Annotated in this window: 21 protein-coding genes; 7 read left to right on the forward strand and 14 right to left on the reverse strand. The window is 38.3% G+C overall.

Annotation, left to right across the window (positions count from 1 at the left end; translation table 11 throughout):
- Positions 1-32 precede the first annotated feature (32 nt).
- The 3 genes from FZ940_RS05430 to purB all read right to left on the reverse strand — a co-directional run bounded on the left by FZ940_RS05430 (position 33) and on the right by purB (position 4426).
- Positions 33-446 carry a RipA family octameric membrane protein gene (locus FZ940_RS05430; protein ID WP_103579948.1) on the reverse strand — a complete coding sequence of 138 codons (414 nt, stop codon included), beginning with the start codon at positions 444-446 and terminating at the stop codon, positions 33-35.
- A 54-nt stretch (positions 447-500) separates the two neighbouring features.
- Positions 501-2876: a ribonucleoside-diphosphate reductase subunit alpha gene (locus tag FZ940_RS05435; protein ID WP_072595276.1), complete on the reverse strand. Its 2376-nt coding sequence runs from the start codon at positions 2874-2876 to the stop codon at positions 501-503.
- Positions 2877-3094: 218 nt separating this feature from the next.
- Entirely contained in the window at positions 3095-4426 is a 1332-nt protein-coding gene (purB, locus tag FZ940_RS05440; protein WP_148821849.1) for an adenylosuccinate lyase, read from the reverse strand.
- A 187-nt stretch (positions 4427-4613) separates the two neighbouring features.
- Between purB and FZ940_RS05445 the strand changes: the two genes are divergently transcribed.
- Positions 4614-5528, forward strand: a complete 915-nt coding sequence (locus FZ940_RS05445) for a pseudouridine synthase family protein (protein WP_148821851.1) — start codon at positions 4614-4616, stop codon at positions 5526-5528.
- 273 nt (positions 5529-5801) lie between these two features.
- Here FZ940_RS05445 and rlmN read toward each other — a convergent pair whose 3' ends face one another.
- The 4 genes from rlmN to FZ940_RS05465 are packed head-to-tail and all read right to left on the reverse strand — an operon-like array spanning position 5802 to position 11651.
- Positions 5802-6938: a dual-specificity RNA methyltransferase RlmN gene (gene rlmN / locus FZ940_RS05450; RefSeq protein WP_148821852.1), complete on the reverse strand. Its 1137-nt coding sequence runs from the start codon at positions 6936-6938 to the stop codon at positions 5802-5804.
- Positions 6935-7615 carry a purine-nucleoside phosphorylase gene (locus FZ940_RS05455; RefSeq protein WP_148821853.1) on the reverse strand — a complete coding sequence of 227 codons (681 nt, stop codon included), beginning with the start codon at positions 7613-7615 and terminating at the stop codon, positions 6935-6937. The genes rlmN and FZ940_RS05455 overlap by 4 nt, the downstream gene beginning before the upstream one ends.
- Complete coding sequence (gene hisF / locus FZ940_RS05460) at positions 7615-8370, reverse strand: imidazole glycerol phosphate synthase subunit HisF (protein ID WP_148821854.1); 756 nt, start codon at positions 8368-8370, stop codon at positions 7615-7617. Before hisF ends, FZ940_RS05455 begins: the two co-directional genes overlap by 1 nt.
- Complete coding sequence (locus tag FZ940_RS05465) at positions 8367-11651, reverse strand: DEAD/DEAH box helicase (RefSeq protein WP_148821856.1); 3285 nt, start codon at positions 11649-11651, stop codon at positions 8367-8369. Before FZ940_RS05465 ends, hisF begins: the two co-directional genes overlap by 4 nt.
- A 106-nt stretch (positions 11652-11757) precedes the next feature.
- On the opposite strand from FZ940_RS05465, the gene rsmA reads away from it, so the two are divergent.
- The 6 genes from rsmA (at position 11758) to FZ940_RS09800 (ending at position 17042) form a co-directional block, all read left to right on the forward strand.
- Positions 11758-12600: a 16S rRNA (adenine(1518)-N(6)/adenine(1519)-N(6))-dimethyltransferase RsmA gene (gene rsmA / locus FZ940_RS05470; protein WP_148822100.1), complete on the forward strand. Its 843-nt coding sequence runs from the start codon at positions 11758-11760 to the stop codon at positions 12598-12600.
- Entirely contained in the window at positions 12566-14695 is a 2130-nt protein-coding gene (locus FZ940_RS05475) for a ribonuclease J (RefSeq protein WP_187422141.1), read from the forward strand. Before rsmA ends, FZ940_RS05475 begins: the two co-directional genes overlap by 35 nt.
- Before the next feature lie 9 nt (positions 14696-14704).
- Positions 14705-15658, forward strand: coding sequence for a KpsF/GutQ family sugar-phosphate isomerase (locus FZ940_RS05480; RefSeq protein WP_148821857.1), 954 nt, complete (start codon positions 14705-14707; stop codon positions 15656-15658).
- A gap of 1 nt (position 15659) precedes the next feature.
- Entirely contained in the window at positions 15660-16433 is a 774-nt protein-coding gene (locus tag FZ940_RS05485; protein ID WP_148821859.1) for a pseudouridine synthase, read from the forward strand.
- A 197-nt stretch (positions 16434-16630) separates the two neighbouring features.
- Complete coding sequence (locus tag FZ940_RS05490) at positions 16631-16846, forward strand: SEL1-like repeat protein (RefSeq protein WP_148821860.1); 216 nt, start codon at positions 16631-16633, stop codon at positions 16844-16846.
- The gene (locus FZ940_RS09800) at positions 16812-17042 is read left to right on the forward strand and encodes a tetratricopeptide repeat protein (protein WP_148822101.1); all 231 of its coding nucleotides are present in this window, start codon (positions 16812-16814) and stop codon (positions 17040-17042) included. Before FZ940_RS05490 ends, FZ940_RS09800 begins: the two co-directional genes overlap by 35 nt.
- Positions 17043-17075: 33 nt before the next feature.
- Here FZ940_RS09800 and FZ940_RS05500 read toward each other — a convergent pair whose 3' ends face one another.
- The 7 genes from FZ940_RS05500 to FZ940_RS05530 form a co-directional block, all read right to left on the reverse strand.
- Positions 17076-17585 (reverse strand): hypothetical protein, encoded by a 510-nt coding sequence (locus FZ940_RS05500; protein WP_148821861.1) that lies wholly within the window; start codon positions 17583-17585, stop codon positions 17076-17078.
- Entirely contained in the window at positions 17582-18535 is a 954-nt protein-coding gene (locus tag FZ940_RS05505; RefSeq protein ID WP_148821863.1) for a hypothetical protein, read from the reverse strand. The genes FZ940_RS05500 and FZ940_RS05505 overlap by 4 nt, the downstream gene beginning before the upstream one ends.
- On the reverse strand, positions 18532-19200 hold the full coding sequence (locus FZ940_RS05510; protein ID WP_103559504.1) for an ABC transporter ATP-binding protein: 669 nt from the start codon (positions 19198-19200) through the stop codon (positions 18532-18534). The genes FZ940_RS05505 and FZ940_RS05510 overlap by 4 nt, the downstream gene beginning before the upstream one ends.
- Positions 19197-20306 carry an ABC transporter permease gene (locus tag FZ940_RS05515; protein ID WP_084041971.1) on the reverse strand — a complete coding sequence of 370 codons (1110 nt, stop codon included), beginning with the start codon at positions 20304-20306 and terminating at the stop codon, positions 19197-19199. The genes FZ940_RS05510 and FZ940_RS05515 overlap by 4 nt, the downstream gene beginning before the upstream one ends.
- Positions 20296-20481, reverse strand: coding sequence for a hypothetical protein (locus FZ940_RS05520; RefSeq protein ID WP_148821864.1), 186 nt, complete (start codon positions 20479-20481; stop codon positions 20296-20298). Before FZ940_RS05520 ends, FZ940_RS05515 begins: the two co-directional genes overlap by 11 nt.
- Before the next feature lies 1 nt (position 20482).
- Positions 20483-21604: a nitrous oxide reductase accessory protein NosL gene (locus tag FZ940_RS05525; protein ID WP_148821866.1), complete on the reverse strand. Its 1122-nt coding sequence runs from the start codon at positions 21602-21604 to the stop codon at positions 20483-20485.
- Positions 21605-21677: 73 nt separating this feature from the next.
- Complete coding sequence (locus tag FZ940_RS05530) at positions 21678-22502, reverse strand: SEL1-like repeat protein (protein ID WP_148821867.1); 825 nt, start codon at positions 22500-22502, stop codon at positions 21678-21680.
- Positions 22503-22510 lie beyond the last annotated feature (8 nt).

Genomic DNA, 22510 nt, shown 5'->3' on the forward strand with positions numbered 1-22510 from the left:
GACTAATAAACAAATTGTACATAAATTTTTCCTTACGAATAGTTACATATTAAAATAATAATTAAAACAATATAAGATACTATAAATATTGACGGAATAGAATACTCAAATATTGTCCCATCTATATATTTTCTATCTTTTAAAAGCTCCCATTCTTTGATAAATGGTTTCTCTGGTAGTTTGTTTTCAATATCATTAATGACTTTAAATTTTTCACTGTTTAGAATTCTAAAATTTCTTAATAAAAAAATCCAAGCAAAGCATAATAAAACACCAAGCAAAGAAATAATTAAAGATTTTAAATCCCATATAATTGAAATAGCCGTTAAAATTGCCATGTTGAGAGTTACAAACAAATTGTTTAAAGTATCTCGCCTTTGGCTTATATAATTTGCCATTTCCACACAGGTTTGCCATTGAGCTAAAACAATATCTTTATTTTCCAAATTTATCCTTTCGTAATTTTACTAATTAGATTTCAATGTTTTAATTATATGATTTTACTGACACCCCTCGCATTCGATCGAACGGTCAGCTACGTCGTTTAGCTTTTCGCTGTCTGGGCTTTCAGAGCGTAGATAGTAGGTTGATTTTAGTCCAAGCTCCCATGCAAGCGTGTAAATTTCACTTAGATATCCGCCACTTGCCTTATCCAAGCTCATGAAGATATTTAGACTTTGACCTTGGTCGATCCACTTTTGGCGGATAGCGCCTGCTTTTATTAAAATTCTTTGATCAAGCTCGTAAGCTGGCGTGTAAAACTGCCAAGTATCAGGGCTTAAATTTGGCACAACATTTGGGATCATGCCGCTTAGGTTGTGCTCGAACCACTTGCGCTTATAGACTGGCTCGATAGTTTGGGTAGTGCCAACTAGGATCGAGATCGAGCTAGTTGGAGCGATCGCCATTAGGTAGCCGTTTCTCATGCCGTCACGCTTGACCTTCTCTCTTAGCTTATCCCAGTCGCAGACATTTTCGTCAAATAGCCCGCCTTTGTCGTTTAAAAGAGCCTTTGCATTCTCGTTTGCGGTGTCTATCGGCATGATACCTTTACTCCATTTTGAGCCTTCAAATTTTGGATAGATGCCCTTTTCTACGGCTAAATTTGAGCTAGCATAGATCGCGTTATAGCTTATGTTTTCCATTATGCTGTCTATCAGCGCCAAGTGCTCATAGCTGCCCCATTTTACGTTTTTCTCAGCTAGCATTTGCGCCTCGCCCATTACGCCAAGTCCGATCGAGCGAGAAGCTAGGTTTGTGTGTTTTACCTTTTTGTGTGGGTAAAAATTTAGATCTATAACATTATCAAGCATCCTGATAGCTATCGGTACGACACGCTCGATGTCCTCTTTGCTGTTTATCTTACTTAAATTTATACTTGCAAGGTTGCAAACCGCCGTTTTGCCCTCGATACTCTCTTTTTCTACGATGAAAATTTGCTTGCCTTTTAGGCTATCAAGCGCGCTAAGCTTTTTAGCTTTTTTAGTTATGCCGCTATCTACAGTAACGTCTTCTTCTTCGTCAAATAGCTCCTCGCCGCCATCCTCATAAGTGATCTTGATCTTATAGTAGTTTGGCGCTGTGTTTTGGAAAATCTCGGTGCATAAATTTGAGCTTCTGATGATGCCCTCGTGGTCGTTTGGATTTGCTTTGTTGGCATTGTCTTTAAAGCACAAAAATGGCATGCCCGTTTCAAAATAGCTAGTTAAAATTTTCTTCCAAAGCTCTTTTGCAAGGATGGTGTTTTTCTGGATATTTTCGTCGTTTTCATACTCCAAATATCTCTTCTCAAACTCCTCGCCGTAAAGGTCGCAAAGGTCGCTTACTTGAGCTGGGTCAAAGAGGCTCCAGCGGCCATTTTCTTTGACACGCTTCATAAATAGGTCGTTTATCCAAAGCGCAGGGAAAAGCTCGTGCGCGCGGCGTCTCTCTTCGCCTGAGTTTTTACGAAGATCAAGAAAATCGCTCACGTCCATGTGCCAAGGCTCAATGTAAACAGCGATCGCGCCCTTTCTAGTGCCTAGCTGATCGACCGCTACTGCAATGTCGTTTGTCACTTTTAAAAATGGTATGATACCGCCAGCTGCGTTTTTGTGCCCGTCGATACTGCCGCCCATCGCGCGCACCTTACTCCAGTCCCAGCCGATACCGCCGCCAAATTTTGAAAGTAGCGCCATCTCTTTGTAGCTATCAAAAATGCCCTCGATATTATCAGGCGTACTGCCTACGTAACAGCTACTTAGCTGGTGGCGTGTAGTCCTTGCATTGGAGAGCGTTGGCGTGGCTAGCATCACTTCAAATTTAGAGATGAGGTCGTAAAATTTCTTAGCCCAGCCTTGGCTGTCTAGCTCGTTTTGCGCAAGAAACATCGCGATCGCCATAAACATATGCTGTGGCAGCTCGATTGGCATGCCATTTTTGTCTTTGATGAGGTAGCGGTCATAAAGCGTCTTGATACCAAGGTATGCAAACTGAAGGTCACGCTCAGGCTTGATATAGGCGTTTAGATCCTCAAGATCGTACTTCTCTTTTAGCCCAGGGATGATACGGCCTACTTTTTCACCTTTTACTAGGTAGTCTTTTAGGTGATTGTAGCCGTTAAAGCCAGATACTTTGTGATAAAGATCGTATAAAAATAGCCTTGCAGCAACAAATGTCCAGTTTGGGCGGTCGATGTCGATCTTATCGACTGCTGTTTTTATAAGAGTCTGCTGAATTTCCTCAGTCGTGATCATGTCCCTAAACTGGATTTTCGCGTCTACCTCAAGCTCACTAAGGCTTACATTGCTTAGTCCAAGGACCGCTTCGTTTGTGTATTTTTTGATCTTACTTATATCAAGCTCTTCTGTTCTGCCATTACGTTTTATAACTTTCAAAAATATCTCTCCATATTAAATTTTAATTTGGGATTTTATCCAAAAGGAGATAAAAACTCTCTTTGTTAAAAAAGTGCTTTTAAATATAAAATTTAATCCGAAAAATAATATTTTATTTTTAAAAATTAAAAAATTTGATCTTATTTTAAAATGATTGTAAAAATTTTTGAAGCGATGTCTTGAAGCAAGAAGCATAAATTTGCTTCTTGCATTTAAATTTACTTGCCAAAGACTCTGGTGAAAATTCTATCTACATTTTTAGTGTAGTAGTTGTAGTCAAAGCACTCTTTGATCTCATCTTTGCTAAGGCTTTTAGTTAGGTCCTCGTCGTTTAGCAAATTTTGTAAAAATAGGCTGTGGCCTTGCTCATCGATCGCTTTTTTGCCCTCTTGCAAGTCCGCCCAGACTTTCATGGCGTTGCGCTGAACGATCTTGTAGGCATCCTCTCTAGAAATTCCACGCTGTGGTAGCTGTAAAAGCACGCGCTGTGAAAAGACTAGTCCACCTGTTAAATTTAAATTTTTCATCATATTTTCTGGATAGACGACTAAATTTGCTATCAAATTTTTGATGCGAACCAACATAAAATCAGCCGTGATAAACATATCTGGTAGGATAAATCTCTCAACTGAGCTGTGGCTGATATCGCGCTCGTGCCAAAGTGCGACATTTTCAAGCGCTGGCGTGACGTATGAGCGTAGCACCCTGCAAAGGCCAGTGATGTTTTCGCTAAGGACTGGATTGCGTTTGTGTGGCATAGCGCTTGAGCCTTTTTGTCCTGGGCTAAAATACTCCTCCGCCTCGTAAACCTCTGTCCTTTGGTAGTGTCTAATGGCGACTGCGATCTTCTCGCAAGTAGAGGCTAGAACTGCGATGGCGCTTACCACATGTGCGTAGCGGTCGCGCTGGATCACTTGGTTTGACGCTGGGGCAGCCTTAAGACCTAGCTCCTCACATGTTAGCTCTTCAAATTCTATCGGAGCGTGGGCTAAATTTCCCATAGCGCCTGAGAGTTTGCCGTAGCTGATCGTATCTTTTGCATCTTTGATGAGCTTTAGAGCCCTTGCAATCTCATCGTACCAGATGGCAAGCACGAGGCCAAAGGTTATCGGCTCTCCGTGGATGCCGTGGCTTCTGCCGACCATGAGCGTGTGCTTGTGCTCATTTGCCCTGTTTTTTACCGCCTGCATGAACTCCTCTACGTCGCTGATGATGAGCTCTAGGCTCTCTTTCATCTGAAGTGCGACGGCTGTGTCGATGCAGTCGCTTGAGGTCATGCCGTAGTGCACAAACCTGCTCTCCTCGCCAAGGCTCTCGCTAACGCTTGTTAAAAATGCGATGACGTCGTGCTTTGTCGTCTTTTCTATCTCGTCGATGCGAGCCACTTCAAATTTAGCGTTTTTGCAAATTTTCTCGCAGTCGCTGTCGCTTATGAAGCCAAGCTTATTCCAAGCTTTAACGGCAGCTTTTTCTACTTTGAGCCAAGCGTCATATTTTGCTTGTATGCTCCACTTTTCAGCCATCTCTTTGCGTGAATATCTTTCGACCATTGTTGAACCTTTTTGTATTAGTTTGCTTTTGTCCTGAAAGTATAAATTTGGCTTTTTGGGCCAGAAATCACGTCGTGCAATTTCTCTAAATTTAAGTTTTGATTATATAAAATCCGGGCTGAAATGTCGGTTATACACTTATAAATTTGGGCTTAAGATAGCTCGCTCGTTTTTCAAAGGATCATTTTTGCCCTACGTAAATAAATTTATCATTACTGCAGATCATCAAAAAGCTTACGAAATTTTACTCCAAAATGGCTTTAACATGAGTCAAACCCAGCGTCTCATCGATAAGGGCAGGCTGATCTGTGGCGGCAGTGTCGTGAGCGAGAAAAATGCCATTTTATGTGGCGATGTCTTTTTGATCGACTATGAGGCCAAGCCAAAGGGACTAAAGCCGATCTTTGAGTGCGAGAGCTTTGCGGTATTTGACAAGCCAAGTAGCGTGCTAAGCCACCCAAATGGCAGACACTGCGACTACTCACTAAACGATGAAATTTACACACTTTTTGGGCGAGATGCGAGCGTAGCACATAGGCTGGACTTTGAGACAAGCGGCTTGATAGTCGTGGGCAAAGATAGAAATTCTACGATAAAGCTAAAGAAAATCTTTGAAAACAGAGAGGTTTCTAAAAGCTACGTCGCGATGGTGCAAGGCAAGATCGAGCGAGAATTTACGATCGATGCTAAGATGGATCTGGCAAAGAACTACGACGATGTGAAAATGCGAATGCAAATTTGTGAGAACGGCAAGAGTGCTGTTACTGAAATTTTGCCGATCAGATATTTTGACGATATCGATACGACTTTGGTTCAGGCTATTCCTATCACTGGCAGGCAGCATCAAATTCGGTTGCATTTGTTTCATGTGAAACACAAGATCCTTGGCGAACCACTTTATGGTTTGTCACGTCCGCAGATCGAAAAAATTTTAGATAAAGAGATGAGCGAGCATGAACGAATAAATTTAACTGGAGCAAAAAGGCTCTTGCTTCACTCAGATGAAATTTCTTTTAAATTTGATGAAATTTTTTACACCATAAAAAGCAAATTTGACGCTGAGAGAGAGTTTTATAGATTTGCAAAAGAGAGTTTACTTTAGTCCAAAATTTTTTTAATAAATTTCTATTTCTCATAAACCTTTACCTACGTTTTGCCAAAGTTTATCACTTTTAAATACCACAATGATAATTTTGTAGTTTATGCAATTAATGCTCCATTTTATTTCTTTATGAGAGCTAGGCTTTATCTTGATGTTAAGGCTTAGAATTTATGCCTATCTTTTTCATCTTTTAAAACTTTTAAAATAAGCCCTAGTCCAAGTAAAACCACAACAGCAACAAAGACTATTTCGGCTATATCAAGTGCACTCATTCTAACTCACGCTGGCTTTACTATTATCTTCAAGTGAATGTGTTTTTAAATTTTTATCGCTGGAAATAGCTTTAAATTTTGCATTTTCATTGCGTTGTTTTAATTGCCCACAAGCCGCACTTATGTCAAGGCCTTTACTCTGTCTGATCGTGCAAGTGACGCCGTGATCTCTTAGATATTCTTGAAATTTTAGCATGCTAGTAAGCTCAGGTCGTCCAAATTCACTGCCCTCATGTGGGTTAAAATATATAAGATTTACCTTCGCTTTTATGCCATGAAGTAGTTTTACCAACTTTTTAGCATCACTCACGCTATCGTTTAAATCCTTGATAACAAGGTATTCAAACATTACACGCTTTCGTATATCGATAGGAAATCCCCTAACAGCATCCATAACAGCCTCGATGTTATATGCCTTATTTATCGGCATTAGGCGGCTTCTAAGCTCATTAGTAACAGCATGAAGCGATATGGCCAATAACACGCCAAGATCCATCTCACCAAGCTTTTTTATCTGACTGCCAAGTCCGCTAGTTGAAACGGTTTGACGACGCGGCGATATGGCTAGACCCTCGTTAAGTGCTAAAATTTTGATCGCTTTACTAACGTTAGCAAGATTATCAAGTGGCTCACCCATACCCATATAAACGACATTTATGCGTCTTTCATAAGGTATCTTATTCTCTCTTTTTATCCATAAAATTTGCCCCACAATCTCGCCTGCAGTCAAATTTCTAACAAGCCCGCCCTTTGCTGTTAGACAAAAAGCACATCCCATTTTACAGCCAACCTGTGAGCTAACACAAACTGTATAACGAGCATGGCGACTGACCTTTCCATTCTCATCACTAATCTCCTCTTTCATCGGGAGTAAGACACTCTCTATCTTTAGCCCATCTTTTAGCTCAAAAAGATACTTGATCGAACCATCACTACTTTGCTCAAATTTTACACATTTTAAAGGATCGATATAAAATTTTTCAGCCAGATCTTGACGCATATCTTTAGGTAAATTTAGCATTTGGCTAAAATCGGTTGCATTTTTTTTATATATCCACTCGTAGATTTGTGTTGCTCTAAATGGTGGAGAAACTAACTCTTTTAGCTCATCAATACTAAGATCAAGCAAATTTATCACATATTTTCCTTTATATATTTTGTTAGAATTTTCTTGGCCTCTGCGTGATTTTTTATAAAATCAGCATGTGCATCTTTATTACAAAAATTTGTCGCTACGAAAATTCCATAAGCTGGAATTTTAAAAATTTGAGCTACTTTTAGAACAGAAAAAAACTCCATATTTTCTAAAAAATAGCCTTTTTCAAATATCTTATGAGCCAAATTTTTATCTGTCGTTATGAAATTTGACGAATTTATTTTGATAGTTCCACGTGAAACGATAGAAGAAATTTCACACTCAATTGGTGAATAAGATCTATTTTCTACGCTAGAAATTTCAATATTTGCCCCAACCGAGCTTTCATAAATTTGTAAAATTTCACCATCTTTATAAAGACCTGCCGAGCCAACGAAAACTATTTTTTCTGGCATCTGATACAAATTTCGTTCAGGATTTTTTGACAAATTTTGGCTTAGATTTTGTAGCTCTGGATTTGATGAGTTTGCAAATTTAGCTTCAATCTTTGCAAGATAGTGCGGATCGATATTTTTTAAATTTATACCCTTTTCATCCGCTCCAATACATGCTCGTTTCTGCAAAAATTTTGTCAAACTTATTGCCATATCAACTAGCCCCACACCCATTGGCAAAGCAAAGTCAAAAATTTCGTTTTTTCCAGCAGAGACAATCAACATCAGAGCCTAACCTCAACGCCATTTGCCTTGAGATACTCTTTTAGCTTTTTTATCTCGATTTCGCCAAAGTGAAATATCGAAGCAGCTAAACACGCATCAGCCCCGGCTTCAAAAGCCTCTTTAAAGTGCTCCATCTCACCAGCTCCACCACTTGCGATAGTTGGTATAGAAAGCGTGCTAAATATATTTGTTAGCTCAAGATTAAAGCCCTGTTTGACGCCGTCGTTGTCCATAGAGGTTAACAATATCTCACCTGCTCCTCGCGACTCGACCTCTTTTGCCCAGGTAAAGGCATCTTTTTTGGTATCGATCCTGCCACCATTTATAAAAACGCTATAACCATTCTCGATCTTTTTAGCATCAATTGCTACGACAACACATTGCGAGCCAAATTTCTTAACTGCCTCATCAATCAAATTTGGATCTTGTATGGCTGATGAATTTAAGCTTACTTTATCGCAGCCAGCATTTAAAAGGCGAGAGATATCATCGATCGTGCGTATACCTCCGCCAACTGTTAGTGGGATAAAAAGCTTACTTGCGACCTTTTTTACGACATCAACTATCGTATCACGCCCAAGATGAGAGGCAGTGATATCCAAAAAGCAAAGCTCATCAGCACCCTCATCATTGTATCTTTTAGCTATCTCAACAGGATCTCCAGCATCGACAAGCCCTACGAAATTTACACCTTTTACGACTCTGCCATCTTTTACATCAAGGCATGGGATTATACGTTTTGCAAAATGATTCAAATCTGTCCTTTATCTATTTTTCTAGCTGCTACCTCAAAATATGGCAAATTAGACCAATTTTCTCGGTTACCAACTATATAAATAACCTCTTTTGCTCTTGTTAGTGCTACATTTAGTAAATTTGGCGTACTAGCAGCCCATGCTCTAGCGCCTTTTGTGGCACCGCCAAGAACAAAGATAACAACATCAGCTTCTTTGCCTTGCATGGTGTGAATGGTACCAGCCCCTTTTAAATTTTTACAAACATCTTTAAAAGGTGTTATTATTTTAACGCTATCTTTTAGCTTGGCTAGCTTACCATCTAAAAGCTCTTTAACGATCATGCCTTCAGCTTTATTATAGTTACCTATCCATTCATCACTACTAACATCAATCCATTCTGTTTTGATATTAGGATCACTAAGTTTACTTTTACTACTTCTACCAAGTATCATCATATCATCATATGTTGTTTCGTTTGAAATTTTAAACATAGGGTTGGCGCACCTTCTATGAACGATAAGTGGCGAACCAACCCAAATGGACTTACCCTCTCCTTTTATATATGTACCAATATTTTGTACTTTATCGGCTCGAAGTTGAACTGATGATTTTAGTAGATTAAACTCATCCTTTGCATCGCAGTAGCGTAAAATAGCGTTATTTAAAGCTGGTGGCAATGTTACAACAGGCTCAAGTTGAAGTGGATCACCAACTACAACAGCCATGTTTGAACGAAGCAGTGCACCTAATGCGTTAGTTAAATTTGCCTGCCCTGCCTCATCTATTAAGAGCAAGCCTATATCGCCATTTAGTAGCTCTTTAAAGGTATTATTAAAAGATGCGAAAGTAGAACTAACAACTGGCGTTAGTAAAAATAATCCTTTTATTATTTCACGTCTATCTTTAGCCTCAAGCCCGTTTTTCTCAGCCATTTTTTCATCATTAAATATAACACTAAGAGCTCGTAAATTTGTTCTAACAGCTTCTTTGCAAGCAAAGATAGTGGCTTTATGCAGATTAAGCGCTTCTTTAAAAAGCTTGATTCTTGCGTTAAAAAGCTTTGTCTTATGAAATTTCTCATCAAAGCCAAGCTCCATCATAAATGGCATACTCTTTTGCATTCCTTCATTACTCTGATTAAAACTACCATTTAAAAAGCTATCAAGCTCTTCACTTCTACCAATTAATTTTTGACGTCTAACAAAGTCATCATTAAGCCTATTAAGATGATCTATTTTAGCGTTAAGTTCTAAAATTTTATCTTCGAGCTGAGTTATTTGAGATTTTAGTTCGTTTAATTTTGCTTCATTCTTCTCTTTATTTTCACTATTTTGCTTGCTTGCTTCCAAATTTTGCTCAGCTATTTGGCGATTTATCTCACTAACTTTTTGCACTTCATTGTTATATTTTTCAAAAGCTTGCGTCTTTAAAATTTGCTGGAAAATAAAAAATGATGGCTTTATAGGCACACTCAGATACTCTTGTAAAATTTCATTTTGGCCAATAAGCTTTGCTAGCTCGTTAGCTTCAGCCACCTTTTGTTCTAGCTCATTTTTGCTCAAATCCAGCTCATCTATTAGTGGCTTTAAAAGCTCGTCTATTTGCTTTGCTGAATTATAGTTATCAAGTCTTTTATCGATATTTATAAGCTCGCTATTTATACTTTTTAGCTCCTCTTCTTTGATCCTGATCTCACTAAAAAGTAGATTTACTTCATGTAAGGCTTGATTAAATTTCTCCTTCGCCTCGTCAAAATCATCAATTCCTTCGCCAGTAGCCAAGTATTTGCCAAGCCCCATTAAAAAGTCATCTTGTTCTATAAATTCTTTAAATTCTTTTGAAATGTCTTCAAATTGACTATGCGTTTTTTCGATCTTTACGCCATTAATCGCGTTAAAAACAAAATTTGACTTATTTTGCTTTGAGCCAAGAGGTATGCAAAAAAGCCCCCATGCAGGTTTTGAGATAAAAGATTTTTCGCCAAAATTTATCTTTTCATCAGCCGAGAGAAGCCTTGTAGCTATAAATTTAAAATAATCAATCTCGCCTGCGTAACTACCGATGCTTTTTAGTTGGCTAAGCTCTTTACTTAAAATTTCAACCGCACCGTTATTACAAGAGCTAACAACCATCTCATAGCCCTGAAGTTCTTTATTTAGAGTAAAATAAAGCACCTTATCGCTACTATCTCGAACTGGTGCAAAGATATCATGTCTACTCATTTGCGCGAGCTTCATCGCTCTAAGCGTAACAACTTCAGCCATTACGTCTTTTAAAAGAGTTGTTTTACCAGTGCCTGGAGCACCATTTACGCTATAAATTCCACCACTTTTTTCTTTAAATTTTTTAATGATGTTATTAACGGCAATTTGCTGTGAAAAATTTAGAGCAAAGTCGCTAGAAAAGGCCGATCTTGGATACTCTTCTGCTTTAAAAAAATCTCTAACAAGCCTTCTATTTTGCTCATCTCTTACATCAAGTCTTTCAAATTTATTCTCACTGCCATCATCCAAAAACTGATCAGTTAGCTCATGTGTCCTGCCTGACTCGTAAAATTTGATAAGCAAATTTATATCATCTATGAAAAAGCTATTTAAAAGGCTATCATTTTCTTTAAAATTTGGATTTATGATCTTTACTTCAAGCCTTAAGAAATCATTACAAAATGGTGTTTTAAGTGCACTTTTTAGCTCATCGTTTATAAGCTTTATATATTTGCCAAATTCCATTTTTTCTTTATAGATAGATAGCTTATCTTTTATGCGCTCACACTCTTTGCTAAAATCACTTTGGCTTATCTCTTTTAGATAATCTAGGCGAGCCATTGCCCAAGGAGCTGTTGAGATAAAAAGATCATCAGATGAGTTTGGTGTAAAAAACGGAGTTAAATCATCATCTAAATTTACATCTTTTAAAGTAAAATTTTGGTCATCTTTACAAAATACCAAATCACCAGCGAGCTTAAGCTTATAACAAAATGCCTTTTCAAAGCTCGTTTGCTCAGAGCGTAGCTCATCTAAAATTTGCTCTTTTTCAAATTTCACCTTTGCTAGCTTTGATATCGCAAGGGCGAGCAAGTCAGTCTCAAAAATGCCGCCGTAAATCGAAATTTCTACACCATTTTTTAAAAGCGACCTGTCAAATGCCCTTAAAATTTGCATAAATTTCTCATCGAAATTTGCGATATCAAGGTCCATTGATTTTTTAAATTTGCTATTTGTCTTTTTTGGCTCGTCTAAGGTTTTTGGCTCTAAATATTGTGATAATAAAAAGTATTTTAAGGTGTTTGCCCTACTCAAATTTATGCCTTATTTTGTTGTTATTTAGTGATTATAGTCCATTTTATATATGATTAAACTAAACTTGTAATCATTGTATAAGTAATTTTTGGCTAATATCGCGGCTATGATAAAGGCAAAAAAGCACTTTGGACAGAATTTTTTACAAGACAAAGCGACACTAGATAAGATCATCCAAGCGATACCCAAGGACGTAGAAAACGTCGTTGAGATTGGGCCTGGCTTAGGTGATTTGACATTTAGACTTTTGCAAATTTACAAAACGACCTCTTTTGAGATAGATTGTGAGCTGTTTCAAATTTTAAAGGTCAAATTTGCAAATGAGATCCAAAATGGACAATTAAAACTTTTTTGTAAAGATGCTTTAGAGCAGTGGCAAGAAGAGGGCGGACTAAGTAGTCAGAACTACTTTTTAGTCGCAAATTTGCCCTATTACGTTGCTACGAAGATGATACTAAATGCGATAGATGACGAAAAATGCCTTGGACTTATCGTGATGATACAAAAAGAGGTTGCTCTTAAATTTAGTGCAAAGAGCAAGGATAAAGAATTTAGCGCTTTATCGATCCTCGCTTCACTTCAAGGCAGGTGTGAGCTTTTGTTTGATGTGGATGCAAAGCTTTTTAATCCACCTCCAAAGGTCACATCCTCAGTCATCAAACTACAAAAAACAAAAAAGATTTTTGGCAAAGACGGGATTTTCAAAGATGCAAAACAGTACGAGGCTTTTAAAGTATTTTTAAGAGCTGCGTTTGCTTCGCCAAGAAAGACGCTTTTGAAAAATTTATCCACAAATTTTGACAAAAATGCGTTAGAAGAAATTTTTGAAAGCTTAGGCTTAGCTCAAAATTTACGTCCACACGAGCTAGATGTCGATTTTTATCTAAAAGTATTTGAAAGATTAAAGGAAGATAATGAACGACAAAAACGAAGAAAAAGTTGTAACTAACCAAAGTAAAAACAACAAAAGACGAAGATTTAGACCAAAAAATAAACCAAAACAAGAGGGCGAAACTACCGAGCAAACCTCACTAGCAAGCAAAAGTGTGATAGATAACTTCTTTGCAGCAGAGCAAGCTGAAACTGAAACGCATGCCGAGCCAAAGAGCCAAAATTCTCGTCTAAAAAAGCTAAGAAACAATAAAAATCAGAACAAAAATGGCGAAAACAATAAGCCAAAAGAGCAAAAACAAGAATCACAAGAAACAAAAACCAAAACGCAAGAACAAAAAGAAAAGCCTAAAAAAGCTAAAAAGCCAAAGAAAAATTTACCTGCAAAACTAAATGGTAATGAACAATGGCAGCAAGATATTGCAAGCGCAATGGTAGCAAACAAGGCCGTTCACGAGCTTCGTCTGGAGCCGATGAAGTATCTAAACTCAAGCGAACATAAAATTCGTATAACGCCACTTGGCGGTCTTGGTGAGATCGGCGGAAATATGACCGTCTTTGAGACAGAAACTAGCGCTATCATCGTTGATATCGGCATGAGTTTTCCGAGCGAGAGCATGCACGGCGTGGATATACTAATCCCTGACTTTGACTACGTTCGCAAGATAAAAGACAAGATAAAAGGTGTCATCATCACTCACGCGCACGAGGATCACATCGGCGCAGTACCATATTTCTACAAAGAGTTTAAATTTCCAATTTACGCTACGCCTTTGCCACTTGGTATGATAAACAATAAATTTGAAGAGCACGGCTTAAAGCAAGAGCGCTCACTTTTCCGCTCTGTCGAAAAAAGAAAGCCATATCTAATAGGCGACTTTGAGGTTGAATGGATACACATCACACACTCTATCATCGATGCTAGCGCGCTAGCCATTACGACAAAGGCTGGCACCATCATCCATACGGGCGACTTTAAGATCGACCATACGCCGATCGACGGCTATCCAACTGACCTTGGCAGACTTGCATACTACGGTGAAAGAGGTGTATTATGTCTAATGAGCGATAGCACGAACAGCTACCGCGAAGGATTTACCAAAAGCGAAAGCAGTGTTGGCAAGACCTTTGATGCGATATTCTCAAAGGCCAAAGGCCGCGTGATAATGAGCACATTTAGTTCAAACATACACCGCGTCTATCAAGCGATCGAGTGGGGGCTAAAATACAACCGCAAAGTCTGTGTCATCGGTAGATCAATGGAGAGAAATTTGTATACTGCAATGGAGCTTGGCTATATCAAGCTTGATAAGAAAATTTTTATTGATGCAAACGAGGTTGGCAAATTTAAAGATAACGAGGTTCTGATCGTTACCACAGGCTCTCAGGGTGAGACTATGAGCGCGCTGTACCGAATGGCTACTGATGAACACAAATACATCAAAATAAAGCCAACCGATCAGATCATAATCAGCTCAAAAGCGATCCCAGGCAATGAAAGCAGTATCTCGACTGTATTAAATTTCCTAATAAAATCAGGTGCAAGCGTCGCTTATCAAGACTTTAGCGAGATCCACGTCAGCGGTCACGCGGCACAAGAAGAGCAAAAGCTGATGCTACGTCTTATAAAACCAAAATTTTTCTTACCGGTGCATGGCGAGTATAATCACATCGCAAAACACAAAGAGACAGCTATTAGCTGTGGCGTAGATGAGAGAAATATCTATCTAATGAGCGATGGCGATCAAATGGAGATCTGTCAAAAATACTTAAAACGTGTAAAAACGGTAAAAACCGGCAAAGTCTTCATAGACAATCAAATAAATAAACAAATCTCAGACGATGTCGTCATCGATAGACAAAACCTTGCTGAAGCAGGTGTCGTCATGATAATCGCTCAAATTTCACGTCATGGCGCAAAGCTTATAAACAAGCCTCGTGTCATTAGCTACGGCCTTGTGGGCAATAAACAAGATGCGGAGTTTAGCAAGGAGATGCAAGAAATTTTGACGCAGTTTTTAAGCAACGTCAAAGAGGAGCTTTTAAAAGATGGCAGACTGCTCGAGTCACAAGTGCGTCAAGTGATTAGAAAGCATATCTTTAGAAAGGTCAAAAAGTACCCAACTATCGTACCAATTATCTATCTAATGTAAGGAAAATTTATGCAAAAAGCCAACCAAATCGCAGCCGAAGTTTTGAAGATAGAAGCAAACGAGCTTTTAAGACATGCTAAAAACTTAGAGATAGAAGATGCTGTAAATTTGATATTTAATACAAAAGGCAAGGTCATAGTCACAGGTGTAGGCAAGAGCGGCCATGTAGGCGCAAAGATCGCCGCTACGCTTGCAAGTACTGGTACGCCAAGCTTTTTCTTGCATCCAACAGAGGCTATGCATGGTGACCTTGGCATGATAGAAAAGGATGATGTTTTGTTAGCCATTAGCTTTAGTGGCGAGAGCGATGAGCTTATCAAAATTTTACCTCATGTAAAGCGCTTTGGCGTAAAGATCGTCGCAATGGCAAGAAGTAAAACAAGCTCACTTGGTAAATTTAGCGATGCATTTATTAGCATAGATGTAGAGAAAGAGGCCTGCCCACTAAACGCTGCTCCAACAGCATCAACTACGCTAACGTTAGCTCTTGGCGATGCGTTGGCTGTTTGTTTGATGCAAAGGCGAGGCTTTAAAAAAGAGGACTTTGCAAATTTTCATCCAGGTGGCAGCCTTGGCAAGAGGCTATTTTTAAAGGTCAAAGATGTGATGAGAAGCGAAAATTTACCGATAGTTCGCTGGAATGCAAGCCTAAAAAGTGCAATCGATACTATGACACACGGTAAACTTGGCACGGTCCTAATCGTCGATAAAGATGGTGTATTAGATGCTATTTTAAGCGACGGCGATCTTAGACGTGCGCTTATGAGAGAAGACTTTGATCTAGACGAGCCAGCAATGAAATTTGCAACTTTACATCCAAAAGAGATAAACGACAAGGAAATGTTAGCCGTGGATGCGTTAGCTTTAATAGAAAAGTATAAAATTCAGCTTCTAGCCGTTGTAGAAAATGGTGTACCCGTGGGCGTTTTACACATCCATGACCTTGCAAATTTAGGACTATAAAATGGAAAAAACAAGACTAAATAAATTTATCTCACATAACACAAATTACTCACGCCGTGAGGCAGATGAGCTAATAAAAGCTGGTAAGGTTAGCATAGCAGGACGTGTGGTTAGCGACCTTGCCACAAGCGTGGATGAAGATGACAAAGTACGTATAAATGGTCATTTGATAAAGCTAAAAAAGGAATTTACTGTTATCGTCTATCATAAACAAAAGGGTGAACTAGTTAGCAAAAAAGACGACCGCGGACGAAAGACGATCTATGATACGTTAGATAAGAAATTTGCAAAATTTGTTAGCGTAGGACGCTTAGACTATGCAAGTGAAGGGCTACTTTTACTAACTGACGCTCCAGCAATCGCCACAGCTTTGATGAATAGCGACTTAGAGCGCGAATACTATCTAAAGGTAAAAGGCGAGGTGACAAAAGAGGTGATTGAGGCGATGACAAATGGCTTTTTCGCCAAGGACGCTACCAAAGGCGCACATGCAAAAACTACTATAAAATCAATGGAATTTAAGCCATTTCTAGCCTATAAAGTCTTTGGCTCAAGCGGCGGCTATACAAAACTAAAGGTCATCATCAACGAAGGGCAAAACAGAGAGCTTCGCCGTTTCTTTGGATACTTTGACCTTGAAGTGATGGATCTAAAACGTGTTAGTTTTGGGCGTGTTAGCCTTGATATGCTAAAACCTGGCAAATGGCGCTACTTTGAAAATAGCGAATATGAAGACCTAAGAGACTTTTTAAAAGTTAATAACGTTAGATACTAACATTAGGCTTGTTTCTCCAATAAAGAGGCAAGCCAAACATATTTCTGCAAATACACACCAAAATCACAAAAATTTATTAGACAGCATGTAAATTTGTCTTTCATAATCTAACCAAAAGATAAATAGATAATTAACAATAATCTAAGGTTTAAAAAGACAAAATATCTTTTAAGAAATTTATAAAAAATGGAGTAAAAATGAAAAAGATTGTATTTTTATCTATGTTTTTATTAACTATTGGATTTTCACAGGATCTTGTAGACCTTGGATTTGATGCTTACGATAAAGGCGACTACAATAAAGCGGCTAAGATATTTTCTAGGGCTTGCGACAATGAAGTTATTGATGGATGTTTAAATTTAGGATACTTATATATGGATGGCTTGGGGGGGGGTAAGGCAAGACTACCATAAGGCAGCCGAACTATTCAAAGAAGCTTGTGATGGAGGAAATGTTCAAAGTTGTAGTATTTTAGGAAGTTTGTATATACAAGGGCTAGGATTAAGCCGAGACTATCACGCCGCAAAGGAATATTTTGGTAAAGCGTGTGATTTAGGAGATCAAAAAGTGTGCGATTTTTACAAAAAACTAAATGAATGGGGGCTTTAATACTCAAAAACAACCCAGTGAGCTCTAATAAATTTATATCTTATTTTCTGAAAGTAGGATGTTTATATATGGATTTAGTAACGTCTCACCGCGTGCTGCGTAGAGCAAGACCTCTTTAAAGTAGTTGTCGTTTATGCCATATGTGTGAAACTCGTACGCTCCTATGCCGTATCCCATGGGAGTTATATCGACCCTTGAGTACCACGCATTTTGCGCTAGGATGTAGCGATTCGTATCTCTTGAATAGACATATAGTTTGATCTTATCTTTGCTCTTTTGCCCCATATACCAGATGAAAGAATTTGTGATGTCGTTAAAAAAGTAGATGTCGCCATTTGGCATGATTACCTGGGCTGTGTCGTTGTTATCAGCGATAAGCGTCCTACTCTCATAACATATAAATTTATTTGGCGTAAGTTGCTCGATCGGCTCTGATTTGCCATTATTTAAAACTAAAATTTTATCATCACTTATGTCGGCATTATAGGCAAGTACGGCTAAAACTAGAGCTAACAAACACAAAGAAAAAATTTGCTTTATCAAAATAAAAATCCTCTTAACAAATAATATTTCAGGACATAAAGTGAGCATATCAACACGCAAACACCTAACCAGATCGATGAAAATTTAAGCTTGTGTGAGTAGTTTGTCTTTGTAATGATCTCAACAAGGTACGGCATAAGACCGTAAAATACACCAAGAAACAAACTGCCCCAGATGAGGTAGCCAATATAAAAATAGTCACTTTTTAGCATGCAGTATGGGCATTTATGGTTCGGCTGCTCGTAAACATAAAGGCCAAAAAAGTAGGTGATGGCATAGTAACTAAGCACCAAAAACAATAAATTTGCCACAAAGCTTGCCATGCTTTGCTTTAAAAAATTTAGTACCAAAATGACAAAAAATAGCACAAAAAAGACGCTTACTAAGCTAAAATTTGTATAACCAAATGGTAGCTTTGGAGCTTGAAAAGTGACAGAACAGCAAAAGACCGGCACTTTTAGTGGGATATTGTAAAAAAACGAAATTTCTATACCAAGCTCAAGTAGTATCATGACAAAAAGGCAGATGAAAATGGCGTATTTTTTCTTTAAATAAGGGAAATTTAGAGCCTGCAAGTCAAGCTTATTTATAACCAGCCAAATGCCAAGCCCAAAGATCAGCAAAATTTTAGTGAGCATCAATATACCACCAAATTTATTTGAGCCAATCACGCCAGCCGAGCACATAGCACCAGGTACGATGTCAGAGAGTTCATTTAGGCAAAGTGCAAAAAATATAAACAATACGATCTTGATACAGACGCAAAAAAGCAAAATCGTATTTACAAGATAGTTTTGCTTTTCAAGTGAGTATTGAAGCGATGTTAGTGCGTTGTAGTCCCACGACCTCACGATCTTAACGACGTAAAAGAGCGAAATACTCATCAAAACTAAAAGCACAAACTCCGCTAACAAAAAGGCAATAACGGCGTTTGATAAAAAGACACTCATACTATCTCTCCGTTTTGCAAGCTGACAACCCTATCTGTTGCACTTAGCTCATCAAAAATGCTATCGTGAGTAGCGACAATAACACTCTTTTTTAGAGCTTTAAAAGACTCTAGCAAGCCTAAAAATGCACGTGCGTTTTGTCTGTCTAAATTTGCCGTTGGCTCATCAGCCAAGATGATGTTAGCATCCATAGACAAAGCCCTAGCTACCGCACATCTTTGACGCTCGCCACCACTTAAATTTGATACGTTCTCATCTTTTTTATGAGCGATATTTGCGAGACTTAGAGCCTTTTTTATCATCTCATCTCGCACATTTGCCTTGAAATTTGTTAGAGCAAATGGAGCTAGTAAATTTTCATAGACACTTAGTCCCTCGATGAGGTTAAAATTTTGAAAGATAAGTCCAAGCCTTTTGTGTCTAAGCTCAGAGCAAAAGGCATCAGGCAGTTTTGCGATGTTAGTGCCATCTATCAAAATTTCTCCACTAGTTGGCTTTTGAAGTAGGGCGATAAGAGAAAGTAGGGTGCTTTTACCGCTTCCACTAATGCCTTTTAGTATCACTAGCTCGCCGTCATTAATATCTAAATTTATATTTTTTAAAGCACAAAACTCATTTTGTTTGTTTTGGTTATAAACTAGGCTAACACCTCTTATATTTATCATTTTAGCCCCTCATTTATGTCACTACTTGCTACTCTCCATGAAGGTATGAGTACAAACGCTAAAAATGGTATCACGCCAAAAACAAAGATCAAAAAGAGCTTATCAAACTCTAAAATAGGCGTGAAATTTGTAAAATTTAAAAGCTCATCACCTAAAAATATCCCTTTTAGAAGTGGAGCGTTTAATACAAAAACAAAGAGATAAGCCAGCATAACACCTAGTAAAAAAGCACTAACGCTCACGATGAAATTTTGTATAAATTTTAAAAATATAATATCTTTTATACAAAAACCAATACTTCTTAAAATAGCTATTTCACGCTTTTTGCTACCATAGGCGAGTGAAATTTGGTTTTTAAGCAAGACAAAGAATATAAGCATAACGCTAACATAAATGCTCATAAAAATTCCACCCTTATAATAGTAAAGGTGCCTAACCTTAGCCACCTCATCTTCTATACTAAGAGCGAAAGAATTTGGGTATAAATTCTCTATCTTTAAAGCTACTTCACTGATCTCATCAGTATTTGGCACCTCAACGTAGAGCTTTGTATACTCTTCATCTTTTAAATTCAAAATAGCCCTTAGCGTATTTGGATGCAAAAATATAGCGTTATTTGAGATTAAACCACTTTGTGCCGGCATAGTCTTTAATATCTTTACTGGTATCATGCGCTCTTCAGTTAGAAAATTAAAGCTCTCGTCGTAGTAAAGCTCATTCATCGCCGCTTTTACACCTTCTCCGACGATCATCTCATCCTCTTTTAAGCTATCATCTTCATATAGATGAAACCAAACACGCTTTTGAACGAAGTAGTACTCTCCATCAACTACGCCCCTTACATCACTTACGCCATCGATCTTTGAGATATCGTAGATATAGCCAGGGTGCATGAGATCATTTTTACCAGCGCGAAATGCGCTCACTACGATACTTGATCTATCTTTTACTAAATTTATAAGATCATGCTGAATCGATCCAGAGATGAAAAGCACCGAGCTTAGCACAAAGATAATGAGTGCAAAGAGGCAAAAGCTAAAAAGGTGATCCTTCCTATCTTTAAAAAGCAGAACCACAGCATAGTTTATAAAATTTTTACCTATCATAGACAAAGCCTTTTTGCCCCTTTTGGTTAAAACTAAAAGCAGCATTTGCTCTTGTTATCTTAGAAATTTCTCTTAGCTCATTTTGCTTTGCTTTATGATCAAAGCCAAAATAGTGCGCCGCTAAAAGCGTATAAGAGAGTCCAAAAAATAACGCCAAAAAAACTAGAAATTTCACACTATTTACCGATAAAATTCTTTATCTCGTCAAATCTTATGACACCTTTGCCAGCATGATCTTTTAAAAAGCTCTCTGCCTTTGCTTCATCTTTAAATGGGATAAACTCATCGCCCATTGGTCCATAAACATTTGAGCCATGAACATAAAATGCATCTTTTGCATCAAGCTTTTCTAGAGTGTAATAATCGCTCACATAAGCATCTTTCATTTTACCGTCCGTAAAATAAAATTGTGCCATATCTTTTACGCCATCAAAATAATAATCCTTGCCATCTGATTTGATGAGTGTCGCCCATGGAGAATTTTTGACAAGCATGCCACATACCGCACATCTTGCGCCCTTTGGTACGACTATTCTCTCAGGTTTTTTTATTTCTTGTTTAGCTTTTGAAGCTTGGTTGCTAGTACCTAAATTTGCTGGAGCGTCCCATAGATACAAAGCGGCAGCTTGTAGGTGTTTATCATACTCTGGGGCTTTGTTAGCCTCTTTTGAGTCACATACTTGTTTAAGATGAGCTTTTAGCTCAGAGATAGCTTTAAAGCTTTTTGGATCTGTTTTTTCGCAGTTTGCTTCATAAAATTCTTTACCATGTGCATAAACGCCGTCCTCACGCTTAGCTTTGATCATCTTATTATCGCCTGCGAAGTCTTGTCCAGCGACCTCGTAAGCTTTAGCAAAGTTCATTATTTCGCCGCCATTTTCTGCTTGAAATTCTTTCGCATCAGCTTCTGTTGAGAAGGCGTATTTGCTATTTCTAGTCATTGTACCCTTAACACTACTGCCAACGACATAAAAGGCTTTATTTACATCGATTAAATTTAGATTTTTAGTATCGACAACCTGCGCATCGCTTGGGATCTTGCCTTCTGTTAGCTCGTATAGGCAGTGGAGTGATGCTACTTGCTTGCCGTTATATACGTGATTGGTCTTATAAAATTTAACCAAATTCATTCCACAAACAGCACAGTACTCCTTACCCTCGCCACTTCCCACTAGTGTAGCCTTGCTAGGATCCACGCTTTGAAACATCGGTTTCATTTTGACGGCTTGTTCATTTGCCGAGGCACCAAAAATCAAGGTAGCTAACAGTGCTGAACCCAAGATAGAACGTAAAATCATAATTATCTCCTTTAGTATTTTTTATTTTTATATTTATAAGCTTTAAATGCCACTGGGCTAACTTTATCAAGCATCAATGCTTTCCTAAAATTTCTAAATTCTCGCACGCTTCTTTTAAGCCATTTTTGCAGCTTCTAGTGAAAATTTCACGTGCTTTCTCTACATCTTCTTTTACGCCTTTGCCTTCAGCTAGCATGATGGCGTAGTTGTTGCAGCCCTTTTCATATCCATATACACACGCTTGCTCGTAAAGTTTTGTGGCTTTTGTAAGGTTTTGATCAACGCCTTGAGCATAGACATATAAAAAACCGAGATTATCGCATCCTATGCCAGCTTCGTTTGCACAAGCCATTTCGTAGTTTGCTTTGGCTTTTGCATAGTCTTTCTCGACACCTTCGCCCTGCGCGTATAGATAGCCAAGGTTGCTACATCCTATGCCATCACCTGCCTTGCAAGCCTTTTCGTAAAGCTCTTTTGCCTTTTTAAGATCCTTTGTTACGCCGGTGCCATTTGCATAAAGCAAGCCAAGCTCCGTGCAACCCTCATTATCCTTACAAGCCTCTTCGTAAAATTTAACTGCTTTTTCGAGGTCTTTCTCTACGCCTTTGCCTTTTTCATAGACGTAGCCAAGATTACTGCAAGCCATAGAGAAATTTTGATCGCAAGCCTTTTCATAAAGCATCGCTGCCTTTGCTTCGTCTTTTTTGACGTTACCGTCGCCCCTACTGTAAAGCACAGCTAGATTGTAGCAGCCTGATGCCTTTTTCTCTTTATCACAAGCATCTTCATAAATTTGTGCTAGCTTATTGTGATCGTCTTTTGCGCTTAAAGCCTCTTTGATATAGCCAGCATTTAATAGTCCCAAACAAGCAAACAATAAAACTAAACTCTTTTTCATCATATCTC

The organism is Campylobacter concisus, from assembly GCF_902460415.1.
GTDB lineage: Bacteria > Campylobacterota > Campylobacteria > Campylobacterales > Campylobacteraceae > Campylobacter_A > Campylobacter_A concisus_Y.